The 16,384-nt window shown below is 70.6% G+C and carries 18 protein-coding genes; 3 read left to right on the top strand and 15 right to left on the bottom strand.

Annotated elements, in window-relative coordinates; all coding sequences use genetic code 11:
* Positions 1 to 6 precede the first annotated feature (6 nt).
* Complete coding sequence (locus JWN68_RS16295; RefSeq protein ID WP_297740806.1) at positions 7 to 531, bottom strand: MarR family transcriptional regulator; 525 nt, start codon at positions 529 to 531, stop codon at positions 7 to 9.
* A 44-nt stretch (positions 532 to 575) separates the two neighbouring features.
* Positions 576 to 944 carry a response regulator gene (locus tag JWN68_RS16300; RefSeq protein WP_297740808.1) on the bottom strand — a complete coding sequence of 123 codons (369 nt, stop codon included), beginning with the start codon at positions 942 to 944 and terminating at the stop codon, positions 576 to 578.
* Between the two features lie 153 nt (positions 945 to 1,097).
* Here JWN68_RS16300 and JWN68_RS16305 point away from each other — a divergent pair, with 153 nt between their 5' ends.
* On the top strand, positions 1,098 to 1,283 hold the full coding sequence (locus tag JWN68_RS16305) for a hypothetical protein (RefSeq protein WP_297740822.1): 186 nt from the start codon (positions 1,098 to 1,100) through the stop codon (positions 1,281 to 1,283).
* A 3-nt stretch (positions 1,284 to 1,286) separates the two neighbouring features.
* On the opposite strand, the gene JWN68_RS16310 is transcribed toward JWN68_RS16305, so the two are convergent.
* From JWN68_RS16310 to JWN68_RS16330, 5 genes are all read right to left on the bottom strand, one after another.
* Complete coding sequence (locus JWN68_RS16310; protein WP_297740824.1) at positions 1,287 to 1,880, bottom strand: YsnF/AvaK domain-containing protein; 594 nt, start codon at positions 1,878 to 1,880, stop codon at positions 1,287 to 1,289.
* Positions 1,880 to 2,617, bottom strand: a complete 738-nt coding sequence (locus JWN68_RS16315) for a YrzE family protein (RefSeq protein ID WP_297740826.1) — start codon at positions 2,615 to 2,617, stop codon at positions 1,880 to 1,882. The genes JWN68_RS16310 and JWN68_RS16315 overlap by 1 nt, the downstream gene beginning before the upstream one ends.
* Positions 2,618 to 2,798: 181 nt before the next feature.
* Positions 2,799 to 4,094 (bottom strand): PAS domain S-box protein, encoded by a 1,296-nt coding sequence (locus tag JWN68_RS16320; protein WP_297740828.1) that lies wholly within the window; start codon positions 4,092 to 4,094, stop codon positions 2,799 to 2,801.
* A gap of 90 nt (positions 4,095 to 4,184) precedes the next feature.
* A complete protein-coding gene (locus JWN68_RS16325; RefSeq protein WP_297740830.1) occupies positions 4,185 to 4,784 on the bottom strand; it encodes an SGNH/GDSL hydrolase family protein in 600 nt (199 codons plus the stop codon).
* Between the two features lie 49 nt (positions 4,785 to 4,833).
* A complete protein-coding gene (locus tag JWN68_RS16330; protein WP_297740832.1) occupies positions 4,834 to 6,486 on the bottom strand; it encodes a bifunctional 3'-5' exonuclease/DNA polymerase in 1,653 nt (550 codons plus the stop codon).
* Positions 6,487 to 6,524: 38 nt separating this feature from the next.
* Between JWN68_RS16330 and JWN68_RS16335 the strand changes: the two genes are divergently transcribed.
* Positions 6,525 to 7,556, top strand: coding sequence for a phosphatase domain-containing protein (locus tag JWN68_RS16335; RefSeq protein WP_297740834.1), 1,032 nt, complete (start codon positions 6,525 to 6,527; stop codon positions 7,554 to 7,556).
* Here JWN68_RS16335 and JWN68_RS16340 read toward each other — a convergent pair.
* A complete protein-coding gene (locus tag JWN68_RS16340) occupies positions 7,517 to 8,689 on the bottom strand; it encodes a right-handed parallel beta-helix repeat-containing protein (protein ID WP_297740836.1) in 1,173 nt (390 codons plus the stop codon). The two genes, JWN68_RS16335 and JWN68_RS16340, sit on opposite strands and share 40 nt — an antisense overlap.
* A gap of 86 nt (positions 8,690 to 8,775) precedes the next feature.
* Here JWN68_RS16340 and JWN68_RS16345 point away from each other — a divergent pair, with 86 nt between their 5' ends.
* Positions 8,776 to 11,388 carry a thrombospondin type 3 repeat-containing protein gene (locus JWN68_RS16345; protein WP_297740838.1) on the top strand — a complete coding sequence of 871 codons (2,613 nt, stop codon included), beginning with the start codon at positions 8,776 to 8,778 and terminating at the stop codon, positions 11,386 to 11,388.
* A gap of 16 nt (positions 11,389 to 11,404) precedes the next feature.
* On the opposite strand, the gene JWN68_RS16350 is transcribed toward JWN68_RS16345, so the two are convergent.
* From JWN68_RS16350 to JWN68_RS16380, 7 genes are all read right to left on the bottom strand, one after another.
* Positions 11,405 to 12,115 carry a Pr6Pr family membrane protein gene (locus JWN68_RS16350; RefSeq protein WP_297740840.1) on the bottom strand — a complete coding sequence of 237 codons (711 nt, stop codon included), beginning with the start codon at positions 12,113 to 12,115 and terminating at the stop codon, positions 11,405 to 11,407.
* Between the two features lie 82 nt (positions 12,116 to 12,197).
* Positions 12,198 to 14,477, bottom strand: a complete 2,280-nt coding sequence (gene katG / locus JWN68_RS16355; RefSeq protein ID WP_297740842.1) for a catalase/peroxidase HPI — start codon at positions 14,475 to 14,477, stop codon at positions 12,198 to 12,200.
* A 23-nt stretch (positions 14,478 to 14,500) separates the two neighbouring features.
* Entirely contained in the window at positions 14,501 to 14,932 is a 432-nt protein-coding gene (locus tag JWN68_RS16360; RefSeq protein WP_297740844.1) for a Fur family transcriptional regulator, read from the bottom strand.
* A gap of 52 nt (positions 14,933 to 14,984) precedes the next feature.
* Positions 14,985 to 15,134: a hypothetical protein gene (locus tag JWN68_RS16365; RefSeq protein WP_297740846.1), complete on the bottom strand. Its 150-nt coding sequence runs from the start codon at positions 15,132 to 15,134 to the stop codon at positions 14,985 to 14,987.
* Positions 15,135 to 15,136: 2 nt separating this feature from the next.
* The gene (locus JWN68_RS16370; protein WP_297740848.1) at positions 15,137 to 15,568 is read right to left on the bottom strand and encodes a CBS domain-containing protein; all 432 of its coding nucleotides are present in this window, start codon (positions 15,566 to 15,568) and stop codon (positions 15,137 to 15,139) included.
* A gap of 66 nt (positions 15,569 to 15,634) precedes the next feature.
* On the bottom strand, positions 15,635 to 16,093 hold the full coding sequence (locus tag JWN68_RS16375) for a hypothetical protein (protein WP_297740850.1): 459 nt from the start codon (positions 16,091 to 16,093) through the stop codon (positions 15,635 to 15,637).
* Positions 16,090 to 16,242 (bottom strand): hypothetical protein, encoded by a 153-nt coding sequence (locus JWN68_RS16380; protein ID WP_297740852.1) that lies wholly within the window; start codon positions 16,240 to 16,242, stop codon positions 16,090 to 16,092. The genes JWN68_RS16375 and JWN68_RS16380 overlap by 4 nt, the downstream gene beginning before the upstream one ends.
* Positions 16,243 to 16,384: the final 142 nt, after the last annotated feature.

Raw genomic sequence — 16,384 nt, forward strand, 5'->3', positions numbered from 1 at the left:
ATCCAACTACCTATGGGAAGCGGTCGGCGGGGCTGCCACGTGATCACCTGCGGCGGCTCGCACACGACCCAGGAGCTCGGTCAGGCGCAGGACGTCCTCATCGGGTATCCCGGGCTGCGCGAAGACGTGCTGGTTGAGCCCGTCCGTCGCTCGCTCCACTACTTCGCGACCGGCGTCGGTCAGCGAGGCCAGCACCACCCGCCGGTCGTGCTCGCGCCGCAAGCGCTCGACGTACCCCTGCCGGACGAGACGGTCGACGGCACTCGTCACGCTGGTCGGATGCACCTGGAGCAGGGACCCGAGCCGGGTCATCGGCATCGACCCGGACTGCACGAACGACAGCAGCCGCAGCACCTCGTAGCGCGCGAAGCTCAGGTCGAGGGGGCGCAGTACCGCGTCGATGCGCTCGGTGAGCAGCTGCTGGACGCGGGCGACCGACGTGACCATGGCCATCCCGTCGGCCGCGTCGGACCAGCCGTGACGGACCCACTGGCTGTGAGCCTCGCGGATCGGGTCTCTCTCGGTGGTCATGACGGTGAGGCTACCGGAGGGTCTGTGGACGTCCTAGCATTCGCTCAGCTGACGAGATCGCGGAGCTGCTGGGTGCGGAACGGCTTCGACAGCACGGCCTGCACGCCCAGGCTGTGCGCGTCGAGCGTGTGGATCCCGGACCTGCCGCTGACGACGATGACGCGCAGGCCCACGGCCCACTCCCGGTGCTCGCTCATCCACCGCAGGACGTCCTCGCCGCCCATGCGCGGCATCGTCATGTCGAGGAGCATGAAGTCGTAGCTCTCGGCCCCCAGTGCCTCCACCGCCTCGACCCCGTCGCACGCCTTGTCGACGAAGTGTCCGAGCTGGCCGACCATCTCGCCCAGGAGGTCACGCATGTCCTCGTCGTCGTCGACCACGAGGAAGCGGAGGGGTGCTTTGGCGGAGGTCATGTCCGAGACTTTCGATCACGGTGCGCGTGTGATGCAGGACCGTCACCGTACTGCGATATGTCCTTCGCCGTGGTTCGGATGGACTCCGGAGGGCCCGTGGTCTAGTCGGCCGGGCCGGGCTCATAACGCCGCGAGCACGGGGTACGAAGGTCCATGAGCAATCACGACGACGAACGACTCGAGCTCGAGGACGTGCCGGCTGAGGAAGGTGTCTCGGGAGAGGACGCACCGGAGCAGCTGGCGTCCTCCCCCGAGGAGAAGCGCAACTTCACCGAGACGCATCCCGAGCGCGCTCGTGAGGAGCGCGCCCGGGCCGGCGAAGACACTCCCGGTCGTTGACCTTCAAGGCTGGCGCGTGGAGGTGGTGTGGTCCTCTCCGTGACCGTCGTAGGACGACGACGTGCCGTCGTCCAGGCCGGACGACTGTGAGGTGTTGTCCTGGACGTCGACCGAGTCGTCGACGTCGACCGTGACGTTCTCCCTCCGCAGCTCGGTCTGGAGCTTGTACTCGTCCACCACGGTGCGCTTGCGGACGATGACGCGCTCACGCACGACGAGCCGCTTGGTGACGACCAGCACCTCCTCGAAGACCGGGATGGAGACCGATCCGTCGTCGAGGAGCTCGACCTCTCCCGAGTCGCCTTCCTTGGCGACGATGCGCTCATTGGTGTCGACGTGCTCGACGTCGCGGGGCACGGTGTACTCGACCGGGTGGCTCTCGACCTGCTTGCGGACGTGGACCTCCCCGATCTCCTGGACCTGGGTCCCGACCTCGAGGCGCTCCTCATGCGCGATGGTCTCGACACCACTGTCGGTGGACGTCGTGACGTCGGTGCGCTCCGCGTAGGAAGCGTCGGCGTACGACTCGTCCGTGACCGGCTCGTTGACCCGCGTCTCGTCGGCGTACGAATCGTCTCCGCGGTGCGTGCCGGACATCAGTTGCCGCCGCCGCGCACGATGCCGCCGGGCCGCTCACTGACGGCTCGTCGTGTCTCCACGACGGCGACTGAGGCGTTCGCCTGGTGGCGCTCGGCCAGCTTCCCGCCGAGCCACCCTCCGAGGAACATCAGCGCCAGGGCCGCGAGGCCGCTGAGGATGGCCGCGGTGGTCAGGGCGTCCTCGGAGAACCAGTTGGGCAGGCCCACCCGCTCGGTCGCATCGGCGATGTCGTCGCCGAACACGGTGGCGAGCAGGGCCAGGAGACCCGCCAGCAGGAGCAGCCACACCGGGTGGACCAGGCCGTGCAGGGCGCCACGGTTGCGGGCCACCCGACCGGCGACCCAGCCGCCGACCAGGCAGGAGAGGAACAGCACGACGAGGCCGGCCACGAGGCCGCCGACCGAGAGGTCGTCGCCGTCGACCCCGGACTGGTAGCCGATGGTGCCGATGGCCGCACTGAGGAGGCTGGAGAGCAGCACCAGCGTGCCCAGCGTGGCCAGCGCGCCGGCGATGGTGGCGGGGAGGTCGAACCTGGAGCGTCCAGCGCCGACGACCTCCGCCCTGTCATCGACGCGGGCAACGAGCTCCTCGTCCGCGGGACGGGGGATCGTGCGTGACTCGTCGCCGCCCATGGCGCTCGATCCGCCGGAGGTTCCGAGCGTGGAGCTCTCGAGGTCTTCGTGAGTTCGCCGCCCGCTGGCGCCGCGTCCCACCCCTCCGTTGACGTCAGACATGGTCGTCCCACCTGTCGGGTTGGTAGTGATGTGTCCCCTCTAGGTGTCCCTTGCGGCACATTCCATGCATGGAGCGGCCGCGCCGGCGCTGGACCGGGACCACACGCCGACGCGACCTATGGCCCCGCGGCATGGGGACGCAGGGCCGTACAGGCGAGTCTAGGACGCCGGGTGTCGTGACCTAGAGGGACGGGGCCGCTGCTCCGGGGATGTCCAGGTGGGCCATGAAGACCGAGAAGTCGCCCTCGAGCCGCCGCGGGGACACGTGCAGGCTCACGGGCGCCTCGGAACCGTCGGCCCGGAGCACCGGCACGGTGATCCAGAGGTTGAGCAGGGCGTCGCGTCCGTTGGTGACGTGGAGCGTCGTGCCGGCGATGTGGGCCTGGTGGAACCGCTCGGGCACGACAGCAAGGATGCGTCGACCGAGGAGCTCGTCCTCACGGGAGTAGCCCAGGAACTCCACCGCGCACCGTGTCACCGCAACGATGATGCTGGTGTCGTCGGTCGCGAGGAAGGCTTCATCGCTCTCGGAGAGCTCGTGGTAGACCTGCGCCCGGGCGGTGGCGGGGTCGAGGGCCGCGCGTACGGGCGTGGTGGTGCGCCAGGGCTTCGGCTCCGCGAACTTCGCCTGTCCGGCCACCTCGCCGCACAACCACGCGCGCATCTCGGCCATCTCGGGTTGGGTCGGCGGGCTGAGGAGCTGCCCGCTCTCCGCGGCCGCCACCGCTCGGATCAGGAGGTCGTCGAGGACCTCGAAGTGCCGGACCGACTGGGCGGGGATGCGCACCACGACCCTCGGAGCGGTGACGGCAGGCTCGACCGAGCTGGCCATGAGTGCCTCGGGATCAGTGGGCAGCTGTGGCGGAGGCAGGTGCTCGTCAAGGATGCTGAGCGCGTCGCTCGCCGCAGCATGGTCGTCGAGAGCGTGGTCGTCCCGCTCGAGTGCGTAGAGCAGGTGCTCCCTCAGCAGGGTCGCGGCGTGCTCCTGCCAGGCCCAGTGCATGAGGAGCGGCATGTCGAGCAACGTCACCTCGATCCGGTCCGGTCCCGAGGCCAACGGGGGTGCGGTGGGGCTGATGACGAGTGGTCTGGAGAGGCGGCCCAGCTCGAACCAGACGACCTTGCCGCCGTTGGTGAGGTGCGAGTCCCACCGGTCGGCGTGCTCGTCCACGATCCGCAGGCCGCGTCCCGTCCCGGCCGTGTCGGTCCACGTCCGGCGGACCGGCAACCGGACACTGCCGTCCTCGACCTCGACCCTGAGCGCTGCCGGCTCTGCGGTGATCCGCAGGCTCACCATCGTGCCGGCATGCACCACGGCGTTGGTGACGAGCTCGGAGACGACCAGCTCCGCTACGTCTCGCAGGTGGGTGGCCCCCGCGACCTCCAGGGCACGCCGGACCGCTCGCCTTGCCTGACCCGCCGTCATCGGCTCGGCAGGAAGGCTCAGCTCCGTGGTGCCAGATCCGGACAAGCTCACCACCAGGGACGTAGTTGAGGGGGGCGCGCGCTCTGCAGCGGGCGAGGTGAACCGTACCGGGAAACCCGATCCAGGATCGGGAAAGGGGGACTATGGACTCAGGTCAGCGGCGACGAGCAGAGCGGGTAGCAGGGCGTCCGCGATGACGGCATAGCCCGCACTGGAGGGGTGGAAACGGTCGGCGGAGAAGAGCGACGGATCTCCCGCGAAGGCGCGGGACGCGCGCTGATCGGCGTCGGCGACGTGCCCGCCTGCCTCTACGACAGCGGCCACCTGGTGCCGGCGGAGGGACTGCCCGGCTGCTCGGACGGCGTCTCGCAGGAACGCCGGCACGTGGGGGACCGAGCTGAGGTCGGGAGCGGGTGCCACCACGACCTGCACGTCCGCCTCACGGAGCTTTCGTACGGCGTCTGCCAGGGCCTGTACGGCGTCCGCCACCGGGGCGCGGTGGGTGAGGTCGTTGGCGCCGATCACCACGACCGCGAGGTCCGGCGACCACGCCAGCGCCGCGCGGACCTGAGAGGCCAGCCCGGAGCTTCGCGCACCCGGGACGGCAAACACCCCGACGTCCACCTCGAGTCCGTGCAGCGCGAGGCCGTCTGCCAGGCGAGGGGCGAGCCGGTCCCGCGCACGGGCCGCTCCCTGCCCCCATGCGATGGAGTCCCCCAGGACTGCCAGTCGAGTCACCATGTCTCAAGCACACCAAACAACGCCAACTCCGGCAGGTCCTCGCCCTCGGTCACTGGTCCTCGACGGCCGCGCCGGGCTTCCCGGCGTCGGCGTAGGACCGCACGATCGAGATGTTGAGCGGGAAGTCGATGCTGAGCTCCCGGAACAGCAGGCTCCCGGCGGCCGTGGCCGCCTCACCAATCTGCGCGGCGCTCGCGTCGGCGAGCGCGGCCGGGGTGTGCACGACGACCTCGTCGTGGAGGAAGAAGACCAGGTGCGGGCGCGAGTCGAGGGGACCGACGTCGTGCAGGCGCCACAGCCGGTTGCGCAGGTCGGCGATCCAGCACAGCGCCCACTCGGCACCGGTGCCCTGCACGACGAAGTTGCGGGTGAACCTGCCGTACGACCTTCGTCGGCGCGCCTGGGCGTCCGGATCGGCGGGGCGTCCCTCGGCGTCGAGTCCCCAGTCCTCTCCCAGACCGGGTGATCCGCGTCCCAGGAGGGTGCGCACCACTTGGCCGCGCTCGCCTGCGCGGGCGGCCTCCTCGACCAGGCCGAAGGCCTGCGGGTAGCGGCGGGTGAGTCCGGCGACCATCCGGCCGCTCTCGCCGCTGGTGGCGCCGTACATCGCACCGAGCAGTCCCAGCTTGGCGTCGTTCCGGGTGGCGACGGCCCCGTCGTCGACCATGCCCTGGTAGAGATCGGCGCCCTGGGCCGACCGTGCCAGCGCGCGGTCGCCGCTCATGCCGGCCAGCACCCGCGGCTCGAGCTGGGCCACGTCGGCGACGACGAACACCCAGCCCTCGTCGGCCACGGCCGCGGGCCGGACCTGCACCGGGAAGGACAGGGCGCCGCCGCCGTTGGACGACCACCGCCCGGTGCTGGAGCCGGCCGGCTGGTAGGAGGGCCGGAACCGACCGCCGCTCACCCACTGGTCGGCCCAGGCCCAACCGTTGGTCTGGAACAGGTGGGCGAGCTGCTTGTAGCGCAGCAGCGGGACGATGCCCGGGTGCTCCAGCCTGCGCAGCGTCGACGCTCGCGTGTCCGTGGCGTCCAGCCCGGCTCGCCGCAGCGCTGCCAGCAGCTCTGGTCGCGAGTCGGGGTTGAGCGCGGGTATGCCGAACGCCTGCCTCACCTCCGCGGCCAGAGCCTCGAGCCCTTGCGGCCTGGCGCCCCGCGGGGGCCGCGGCCCGAGGAGGTCGGTGAGCAACCGCTCGTGGACGTCGACGCGCCACGGGACTCCGGCGTGTGTCATCTCGGCCGCGGCCAGTGCGCCGGCGGACTCGGCCGCGAGCAGCAGGCCCAGCCTGGGAGCCTCGTTGGAGGCCGCCACGGCGGCCAGCTGGCGAGCATCCTCACGCTCGGCGTCGAGGAACTCGACCCGGTCGTCGACGGAGAACAGTGCCGGGTCGGACGGGGCGCTGGGTCGGAGCCGGTCCCAGTGCTCGGACTCCTCCCCTTCGAGCAGCCGCGGATCCGCGGCGGGTGCGCGCCGCACCAGGTGCCGGCCCAGCCGCAGGTCGTGGCAGCGCTCCACCCGCACACCCGCGGTCAGCAGGGACGGATACCACCGAGCGGTGTCGTCCCACACCCAGCGGGGCCTGTCGGCCTCGCGCGCCTGCACGTAGGCCGGCAAGTCGCCGGTCGCCAACGCGAGCTCGGTGTCCCTGTCTCGGACCCGCAACCGGTCGCCCGGCAGGCGCGAGAGCGTGATGCGAGTCATGCGCCCACCCTGACATCGCGCCGATTTAGGGTGGGTCCATGAGGGCCGTGCGCTGGATCTACGCGATCGAGAACACCTGGGACGCCAAGCGCCAGCGCCGCGCGTCGGGGCGCACCCCGGCGAACTTCCGCATCGAGGCGTACGGCGCACACGGCACCAGCACGGCCGTAGTCGTCCGCGGCCGGGTGGTGGACGACCCGCCCCTCTCGGAGGCAGTCGACGGCGAAGGGACGTGGACTGCGGTTCGCCGTACTCTCCGCGGCTTCGTCACCGACGAGCTCCCGGGCGTGCCGTTGCGCATCGTGGTCGCCGGCACCGAGGTGCTCACCAGTAGCGACTCCGAGGGCTACTTCCTCGTCCGGGTGGTCCCGACGGAGGTCGAGGGACAGCTGACGACCGGCACCGTGGAGCTCGCAGGTGACTACCGTGGCGTCACCGATCCGCACACCACGCCCTTCGCCGTCCACGTCCCCGGCCCGGACGCCAGGTTCGGGGTCGTCTCCGACATCGACGACACCATCCTCGAGACAGGTGTCCAGCGGGTGGCGCGGATGGTCGTCCAGACGTTCGCCGGCTCGGCCGTGACGCGGACTGCCTTCCCGGGTGCCGTGGAGCTCTATCGCGACCTGGCCCACCACGACACCAATCCTGTCTTCTACATCTCCTCCAGCCCGTGGAACCTGTATGCCTTCGTCGTGGGCTTCCTGCGCCACCGAGGCTTCCCGAGCGGTCCCGTGCTCCTGCGTGACCTGCTCGGCAGGGCGGCCGGCGAGCGGGAGGAGAAGCACGCGCGTATCCGCGAGGTGCTGGACCTGCACCCGGACCTCGACTTCGTCCTCATCGGTGACTCGGGCGAGAAGGACCCGGAGATCTATGCCGACATCGTCCGCGAGTATTCCGGACGCATCCTGGCCGTCTACATCCGCGAGGTCCGGCTGAACCCCGGCGACGGCCGCGTCGAGAAGATCTCGGGGGTCTGGGCCCACGAGACGCCGTTCGTGCTGGCGGCCGACAGCGACGACGTCCGGGCTCACGCCACCCAGCTGGGACTCATTCCTCGCCACTCGTAGGCACCGATGTCGACCCGGCCGACGAGGGGGCGGCGGACACGCGAGGCCGGATGTGCGTACTCCCAACGAGCCCGCCAACGCGGCGGCACCGCCGCACCACGGTCGATCGCGCGTGAGCCGGCCCGGAGCCGGAAGTCGTCGCGAGCGGGGTCGACGAAGTCACCTTCGCCGAGCCGCTTGTTGGCCGTCGCACGGACGCCGTCGAGGTTGGTGAGGTCGCCGGGCCCGACGAGGAGGTTGTTGCGGAGGTCGGCCCGGCTCCCGCCGGCGACGGCGACGAAGGTGCCGCTCGGACGGCGGTTGACCAAGGTGTTGTTGACGATCCACAGTCGCCGCGAGGCGTTGGTGAGGCCTTCGGCGCCGTACGAGACCAGGGCGGAGTTCTCTGAGTTGGGTCCCTGGACGATGACGTTGCCGGCAATGAGCGAGCTGCCGCCGTTGGGGAGGTCGATGGAGTAGCTGGCGCTGGCGTCGCGGTCGGTGATCAGGTTGCCGATGATGGTGTTCCTAGCAGCCCGGGACTTGAGCTCGTGGCCCGCATCGGCCCCCCACAGGTAGCTGCCGGTGACCGTCAACGACCGCACCGCCCCGACGTAGAGGTTGTGGGTGTAGCCGTCACCGTTGCCGCTGCGGAAGAACCTCGAGTCGCTGATGACGATGTCGCTGTCCGGGTTCGCTCCGGTGAGGATGCCGTTCTGGTTGTCGTGGAACGAGCTGCGGGTGACCGTGAGCCCGGCGCCCTCCTGGCGGATGCCGGCGCCGTTCTGGTCGGGCACGGTCGCGCCGCTGAACTCGATGCGGTCGACGACGGTGCGATCGCCGGCGATCACCCAGATGGCCTTCCCCTGGGCGTTGTTCCCGGCCGCCCTCAGGTGCGCCCGGCCACCGTCGCCGCGCAGCGTCAGGTCTTCCTGGGTCCAGGTCGCGACGTCGCCGGAGTAGGTGCCGGCGTCGATCAGCACGGTGTCCCCGTCCCCGGCCAGCGCTGCGGCCGCGCTCGGCACGGTGAGGGACCTGTCGGGGCCCACGCGCCATGTGCGCGGACCGTCATCGCCCGGCGCAGCAGCTGCGGGGGACACCCCGGCGATGGACAGGACGGCGACGGTCAGGACCGAGTTCCACAAGGCTCGCATCGGCCCATTGTGGAGGACCGGGGCGTAACCAACGCTCGCCGGCGCCGTTTGACCCTCAAGCCCCCGCATCTCGAAGGAAGACCCTCATGCGCAGAAGCCTGGCCATCATCGCCGCCACCACCCTCGTCGCCGCGGGGGGTCTCGCCTCCACGGTGGGGTCCATCACGGCGTCCGCCAGCCCGGCCGACGACTACGTCGGGCCCTACTTCGGGGACAAGAACCTCCCGCCGGGCTGCATCAAGGACATGAGCCGGGACAACCCGGACAACGTCTGCTACCACGCCAAGGTCGGCCTCAACGCCCTGGACACCCCCAAGGTCGATGTGGCCGTGCTCGTCCCCGCGTCGCCCACGGCGGAGCGTGACCTCCGGATCGTGCGCCAGGCCGCCAAGGCCTGGGAGGGCGGCATCGACTACCTGTCCGGCGAGATGGGCCTCGACTGGCTGCAGGAGGGCGTGGACTTCAACATCTCCGCCGACATCGTCAGCCTCACCGGTGGCGAGCAGCCGAGCACCTACCCGTTGTACGACCCGGAGATCGTCATCGTCGCGACCAACCCGGTCGGCGGAATCGGCATCGGCATCGACCCGGTCTACCTCACCGACTCGCTGGGCGTCATGGACGAGAACGGCGTCCCGTGCCACAACATCGACAACCCGTTCGCGCTGGAGACCTGGGAGGGCATGCCCGGCTACGACGGGCACCACGGTGAGGGTGGCGGCTACTACGTCGAGGACTGCGGTGGGGCCGGCGGCAACGTGTGCTTCTCGGTCAACGGCGCCATCGACCCGGTGCCGGGCAAGACCGACACCTTCTCCTTGTTCGACCTGGTCCTGCACGAGACGGGTCACTGCCTGACGCTCGGCCACGTGGGCGACGGCGCTGAGGGCGCGTGGGGTTCCGTCCCGACCACCGACATCATGGCCTACAGCGCCGACCCGGCCGGCCAGAACAAGTGCGTCTCCACGCTCAACGTCGAAGGCTTCGCGACCCGGATGAGCCACTACCTCGACGTGAACGGCGATGGCGCCGTCACCGAGAGCGACCACATCCACCCCAACGACGTGGCAGGCGACGGGACGAACTCCTTCCAGGTGCAACACCCCGACGACCACCTCTACGCCTCGTCGACCGGCTCGGTGTGGGACTGCCCGCAGCCCGACCTGGGCCTCGTGCCCGGTACGCCGACGGACTGGACGCCGGAGCCTGAGGAGACCACCACCCCCGTCCTGACGGTCACCGACCCGGGCCACGGCGCGGAGACCAGCGACGGTCACGTCCACGTCGCGGGCACCGTCGAGCGCCAGGCACACGGAGCGCCCACCTCCCCCACCGCCTCGCACGACGACTCCGAGGGTGACTCGCTCACCAGCGTCACCGACATCCAGAACATCCAGGCCGAGGTGACGGACCTCGACGTCGTCGCGACGGTCAAGGTGACCGACCTCTGGCCCGAGGGCGTGGTGGGTCTGCCGAAGTACGGCGTCAGCATCGGCGGACGCGAGATCGAGTCGACCATCCCCGACCCCAGGACCCCTACCCGCGTGGTCACCTACGACCACTCGATGGAGACCTACCTGCCGAGCGAGTGGTCGCAGTGGGACGCGACCGCCAACACGGTCACCTTCCGCATCCCGCGCAGCTACCTGGCCGGCGCCAAGGTCGTCGCGCCGTACGACGTCTTCGCGCTGACCAGCTATCGCTCGCCCAGCCACATGTGGACCGTCGTCGCTGACGACCGCGCTCCCGACAAGGGATCGATCGGGGTCGCGGCCCCCGCGGGGCAGGCCGCCGCGAGCGGCACGTCCTCCTCGTCGGGGTCGAGCGGTGGCTCCTCCGCGGGCGGCCTGCTCAACCCCGTCGTCCTCGAGCGGTCCGGCGGCAACAAGTTCGCCGTCACCGACAGCACCCTCGGCGCGACGGGCGGACCCGGGCACACGTTCAGCCTGCCCGTGCCGGAGAAGAGCACCGTCGAGCTGCTGCTCAGCTGGCCGGACTCCAGCGACCTCGACATGACCGTGACCGGGGCAGCGTCAGGAACGGCTGCCACCGCCGGCCAGCCCGAGCGGCTCGTCCTCGAGGACGTCCAGGGCACGCTGGACATCAAGGTCGACCCCTACCTCGTCGTCGGGGTGCCCTCCACGACGTACACCCTGCAGGCCACGATCCTCCCCGCCGGCACCGGCGGCGGAGGTGCTCCGGTCGACTCCGACGGGGACGGCGTGAGCGACGACGCGGACGCCTGCCCCGGCGTGGCGGGCACCGGGAGCACCGGTTGTCCTGTCCCCTCGGACGAGACCGTGACGGTCTACGTCGACGGTGTGGCCACTGCGAGCGAGGACGTCGAGTCCAGCAACGGCCCCGACAGCTTCGCCCTCGACGTCACCGTCCCCACCGGGACCCACGAGCTGAAGACGGTGTGGACGCAGGACGACGAGGTGCTCGCCAGCGACGTGCGGACCGTCGTCCACACGGCTCCCGGCGTGGACCGCGACGGTGACGGGATCGCGGACTCCCGTGACAACTGCGTGAAGCAGCCCAACGCCGACCAGGCCGACCTCGACCGTGACGGCCAGGGCGACGCCTGCGACGGCGACATCGACGGCGACGGGCACTCCAACGCCAAGGAGCGCTCGGCGGGCACCGATCCCTACGACCCGAGGTCCTACCCCGGCCGCAAGAAGGGCAGGTTGGCCTAGGACCGATGCGGCTGCTTCAGGCGGCGGCCCTCGACTGCCGCCGCCTGAGCACGATGTCGACGCGCCAGAAGATCGCCGCCAGGGCCAGCGCGAAGAGCAGCACGAAGAACAGGTTGCCGGCGACCGTGGCGTAGCCCAGCTCCACGACGTTGGCGAAGCCGTAGGGGTAGGCGTCGATGGCGGCGCCACGGGCGAGCATCCACACGATCCACAGCAGGGGTACGGCGAGTGCGCCCGGCACCAGCCGCGCAGTGATCCAGCCGCGCGGACCCCACACCGCCCAGACGACGACGGTCACGAGCGGGGTGACGGCGTGGAGGAGCGGGTCGGTCAGCAGCGACCAGCCCTCCACGTCGATGGCCGGCGCCAGGACCACCTGGTAGACGATCGCGGTGACGGTGATCATCAGCAGCGACGACAGCCGGAGCACCCGCCGGGCCACGGTGTCCCGCAGGGGGTCCAGCGCCAGCAGGGTCAGCATCACGGCGACCGCGATGGTGGACCAGATGGTGAAGTAGCTGAGGGTGTCGACCACCCGCGCGAGTGCGCCGGCGGCGCCGTCCGGGGTGTCGCCGTACAACCCAGGATCCACCGGCGCGTCCCTGTACCACCCGAGCGCCGAGAACAGCACCGTCAGCACGACCCCCGTCCACGCCACGCCGGAGTTCAGGGCGTAGGCCCGGTGGGCGGTCCGGCTGGTCGGCGTCTGCGTGGTCGTCTCGGTCACGACGGCAGTATGGGGCCAAGACGCCGTGACGCACGAGAGCCCCGCGGCACGACGCCGCGGGGCCCTCGAGAGTGCAACGCGGTCAGCCCCGCAGGTCGAACCGGTCGAGCTCCATCACCTTGACCCACGCCGCGACGAAGTCACGGACGAACTTCTCCTGCGCGTCGTCGCTGGCGTAGACCTCGGCGAGCGCACGGAGCTGGGAGTGTGACCCGAGGGTCAGGTCGACGGCGGTGGCCGTCCACTTCACCTCGCCGGTGGCGAGGTCCTGGATCTCGTAGACGCCCTCGGCGTCCGGCGACGCCTTCCACCGGGTGCCCGGGGACAGCAGGTTGGCGAAGAAGTCGTTCGAGAGGACCCCGACCCGGTCAGTCAGCACGCCGTGCGCGGCCCCGTCGTGGTTGGTGCCGAGCGCCCGCATGCCACCGAGCAGCACCACCATCTCCGGAGCACTGAGGTTGAGCATGTAGGCACGGTCCACGAGGAGCGTCTCCGGCTGGAGCTTCGAGCCCGCGCGGACGTAGTTGCGGAAGCCATCAGCCCGCGGCTCGAGCACCGCGAACGACTCCACGTCGGTCTGCTCCTGCGTGGCGTCGGTACGCCCTGCGCGGAACGGCACCGTGACCTCGACGCCGGCGTCGCGCGCCGCCTTCTCGACCGCGGCCGAGCCGGCCAGGACGATCAGGTCGGCCAGCGAGACCTGCGCGCCACCGCGGCCGTTGAACTCGGACCGGACGGCCTCGAGACTCCTCAGCACCCGGTCGAGCTGCTCGGGCTGGTTGACCGCCCAACGGCGCTGCGGCTCCAGGCGGAGGCGGGCACCGTTGGCGCCACCGCGCTTGTCGGTGTGGCGGTACGTCGCAGCCGAGGCCCACGCCGTGGTGGCGAGCTCGGAGACGGAGAGCCCGGAGTCGAGGACGGCCTGCTTCAGGCCGGCCACGTCGGCGTCGCTGACGAGCTCACCCGCAGGGGCCGGGACCGGGTCCTGCCACAGCTGCGGCTCCGGCACCCACGGGCCGAGGTAGCGCGAGACCGGACCCATGTCGCGGTGCAGCAGCTTGAACCACGCCTTGGCAAAGGCCAGCCGGAACTCCTCGGGGTTCTCGAGGAAGCGCCGCGAGATCTTGTCGTACTCCGGGTCGAAGCGCAGCGCGAGGTCGGAGGTGAGCATCGTGGGCAGGCGCTTGGGCGAGTTTGCGGTGGGCCCGGGGATGATCGCCTCGGCATCCTTGGCGACCCACTGCTTGGCGCCAGCAGGGCTCTCGGTCAGCTCCCACTCGTAGCCGTAGAGGATCTCGAAGAAGCGGTTGCTCCACTGGGTCGGCCGGTCGGTCCAGGTCACCTCGAGGCCGCTGGTGATCGTGTCCTCGCCCTTGCCCGAGCCGTATTCGCTCAGCCAGCCGAGGCCCTGAGTCTCGATCGGGGCACCCTCCGGCTCGGGCCCGATCAGGTCAGGGTCGCCCGCGCCGTGGGTCTTGCCGAAGGTGTGGCCGCCGGCGATGAGGGCGACGGTCTCCTCGTCGTTCATCGCCATGCGGGCGAAGGTGGTGCGGATGTCGCGCGCCGAGGCGAGCGGGTCGGGGTTGCCGTTGGGGCCCTCGGGGTTGACGTAGATGAGACCCATCTGGACCGCGCCGAGGGACTCCTCGAGCTCACGCTCGCCGGAGTAGCGCTCGTCACCGAGCCAGGTGTCCTCGGGGCCCCAGAAGATCTCCTCCGGCTCCCACACGTCCTCACGGCCGAAGGCGAAGCCGAAGGTCTCGAAGCCCATGTCCTCGAGGGCGACGTTGCCGGCCAGCACGAGCAGGTCGGCCCAGGAGATCTTCTGGCCGTACTTCTGCTTCACCGGCCACAGCAGGCGTCGCGCCTTGTCGAGGTTGGCGTTGTCCGGCCAGCTGTTGAGTGGCGCGAACCGCTGCCCGCCGTCGCCGGCGCCGCCGCGCCCGTCGTAGATCCGGTAGGTGCCGGACGCGTGCCAGCTCAGGCGGATCATCAGCCCGCCGTAGTGACCGAAGTCGGCCGGCCACCAGTCCTGCGAGGTGTTGAGCACCTGCGCGATGTCGCGCTTGATGCCCTCCAGGTCCAGCTGCGCGACGGCGACGCGGTAGTCGAAGTCCTCATCGAGCGGATTGCCGCGGGGCGAGTGCGCGTGCAGCACGGAGAGGTCGACCTGCTCGGGCCACCAGTCGCGGATACCGTGCGGGCGTCCGCCCGACTTCACGGTCGGCGAGTCGATCGCGGGGTTCTCGCTCTCGCTGCCCTGGGCGGTCGCCGATCCGGGCATGACCGGGCACCCGGCCTCTTCCTTGCGGTCGACGCCCTGGGGGCTCTCGGGAACGCTGGGGTCCTGGCTGTCGCTCATGTGTTTCCTTCCGTGCTTCTGGGTCATTCGTGGGGGCGTGCGGTCGCGCAGTCGGAGCAGGTGCCCCAGTAGACGACCTCCGCCTCGTCGACCACGAAGCCGTGGTCCTGCGAGGCGGTCAGACAAGGGGCGGAGCCGACGGCGCAGTCGACGTCCGTGATGGCACCGCAGGAGCGGCACACGACGTGGTGGTGGTTGTCGCCCACACGGGTCTCGTAGCGGGCGACGGCGCCTGCCGGCTGGATGCGTCGGACCAGGCCGGCGTCGCTCAGCACGCGCAGGACGTCGTAGACCGCTTGGTGCGAGACGGCGCCGAGCTCGGTCCTCACCATTTCGATGACCGTCTCGGTGTCGACGTGGGGGCGCTCCTGCAGCGCTGCCAGGACGGCCACCCGGGGCCGCGTCACGCGCAGGGACGCCGCGCGGAGCCTGGTCTCGTGCTCGCGCGTCGCCATATCCCTGACGTTAGGGGTTTTTCTGGAACGAATCAAGTAAAGCCGGTAGGGATCAGGGGCGGACGTCCGGCACGTCTGCGCCAGGCTCTGCTTCGGGGATGGGCGCGGACGGCTGGTCGTCGGGGTCCACGGGATCCATGCTCGGGTCACCGGCCGGCGCCAGCCCGGGTTCGGAGTCGGGCTCGGCAGGGGTGCTGGTCATCATCAGTCCGTCGACGGGGCCGACGAGATCGCTTCGACGAGGTCCGCCACGGAGTCGTCGGGCAGGTTCTTGGCGATGTCCGCCTGGCTCACCATGCCGACGAGGTCGTGCCCGTCGATCACGGGCAGGCGGCGTACGCCGTGCTGGGACATCGTCCGCAGCGCTTCCTGCACGGAGTCGTCCGCTCCGATCGTCACGGGCTTGCCCTCGGCGAGCTCGGAGACCGTGACCGTGCTGGGGTCGCCGCCGTCGGCGATGCACTTCACGACGATGTCCCGGTCGGTGACCATGCCCTGCAGCCGGTCGTCCTCGCCGCAGATGGGCAGGGCGCCGACGTCGAGGTCGCGCAGCTTCCGGGCGGCGTCGACCAGGGTGTCGGTGGACCGGGCGCACTCGACGCCTCCGGTCATGATGTCGCGCGCAGTGGTGGTCATGGCTCCTCCTGAGGCCGAGACGGATGCGGTCGCCCTCCACACAACTCCTCGCCCGCGTCGCCGACTTCACCCCTGTAGGTGTTCTTGCGCGACGGCGTGCAGCTTGAGGATCACGATGGTGTGGTCTCCCGCCTCGACCTCGCGATAGATCGCGCAGTCGAAGCGGGCCAACCCCTCGTCCAGGGTCACCGCCCCTCGTCGGTGGTGCTGACCGCGACGTCGTCGAAGCGGTGTTCGACGCGTCCGGCGAGCTGGCGGCACACCGCCCCGTGGTGCTCGGCCAGGATGGTGGCCCCGAGGTGACCCGCGCGGCGCAGGGTCGGCCACGCAGGACGCGACCACCGCGGTCACTGGGACGCCGGTCGCGACGACCTTGGCGATGGCTCCCTGGAAGGCGTCGGCGAAGTCGATCTGGTCGGTGGCCAGCGCGCGGAGCGCCTCGGGTCCGCCCTGGACCTGACCGACGTAGTCGAGCTCGATGTCCTCGTAGTAGCCGAGCGCGTCGGCGAGCTCCGCGTAGTTCATGAGACCGGGGCCGGTCTGGCAGCGCAGGTGGTGTCGTCGGCGTCCTGGGTAGGGGCGCCGCTGGTGCCGCCGCAGGCCGAGGTCCCGGCGAGCAGGAGGGTGCCGCCGACGACGGCAGTAGCGGTACGGCGGAGCAGTTGTTGCGACATGTTGTCCTCATTCGCGGTGGCGCGGGATGTGGGAACGATCACCACTCTAAATAAAGTCTAGTAAGTTACAATACTGAGAGTACGCAGCGTGTCGCACGTCACTGAGTGACCGGTGCCAGCCTGTCGCCGCCGGCGGCGCCCG

It is taken from the genome of Nocardioides sp. (assembly GCF_025964975.1).
Lineage (GTDB): Bacteria > Actinomycetota > Actinomycetes > Propionibacteriales > Nocardioidaceae > Nocardioides.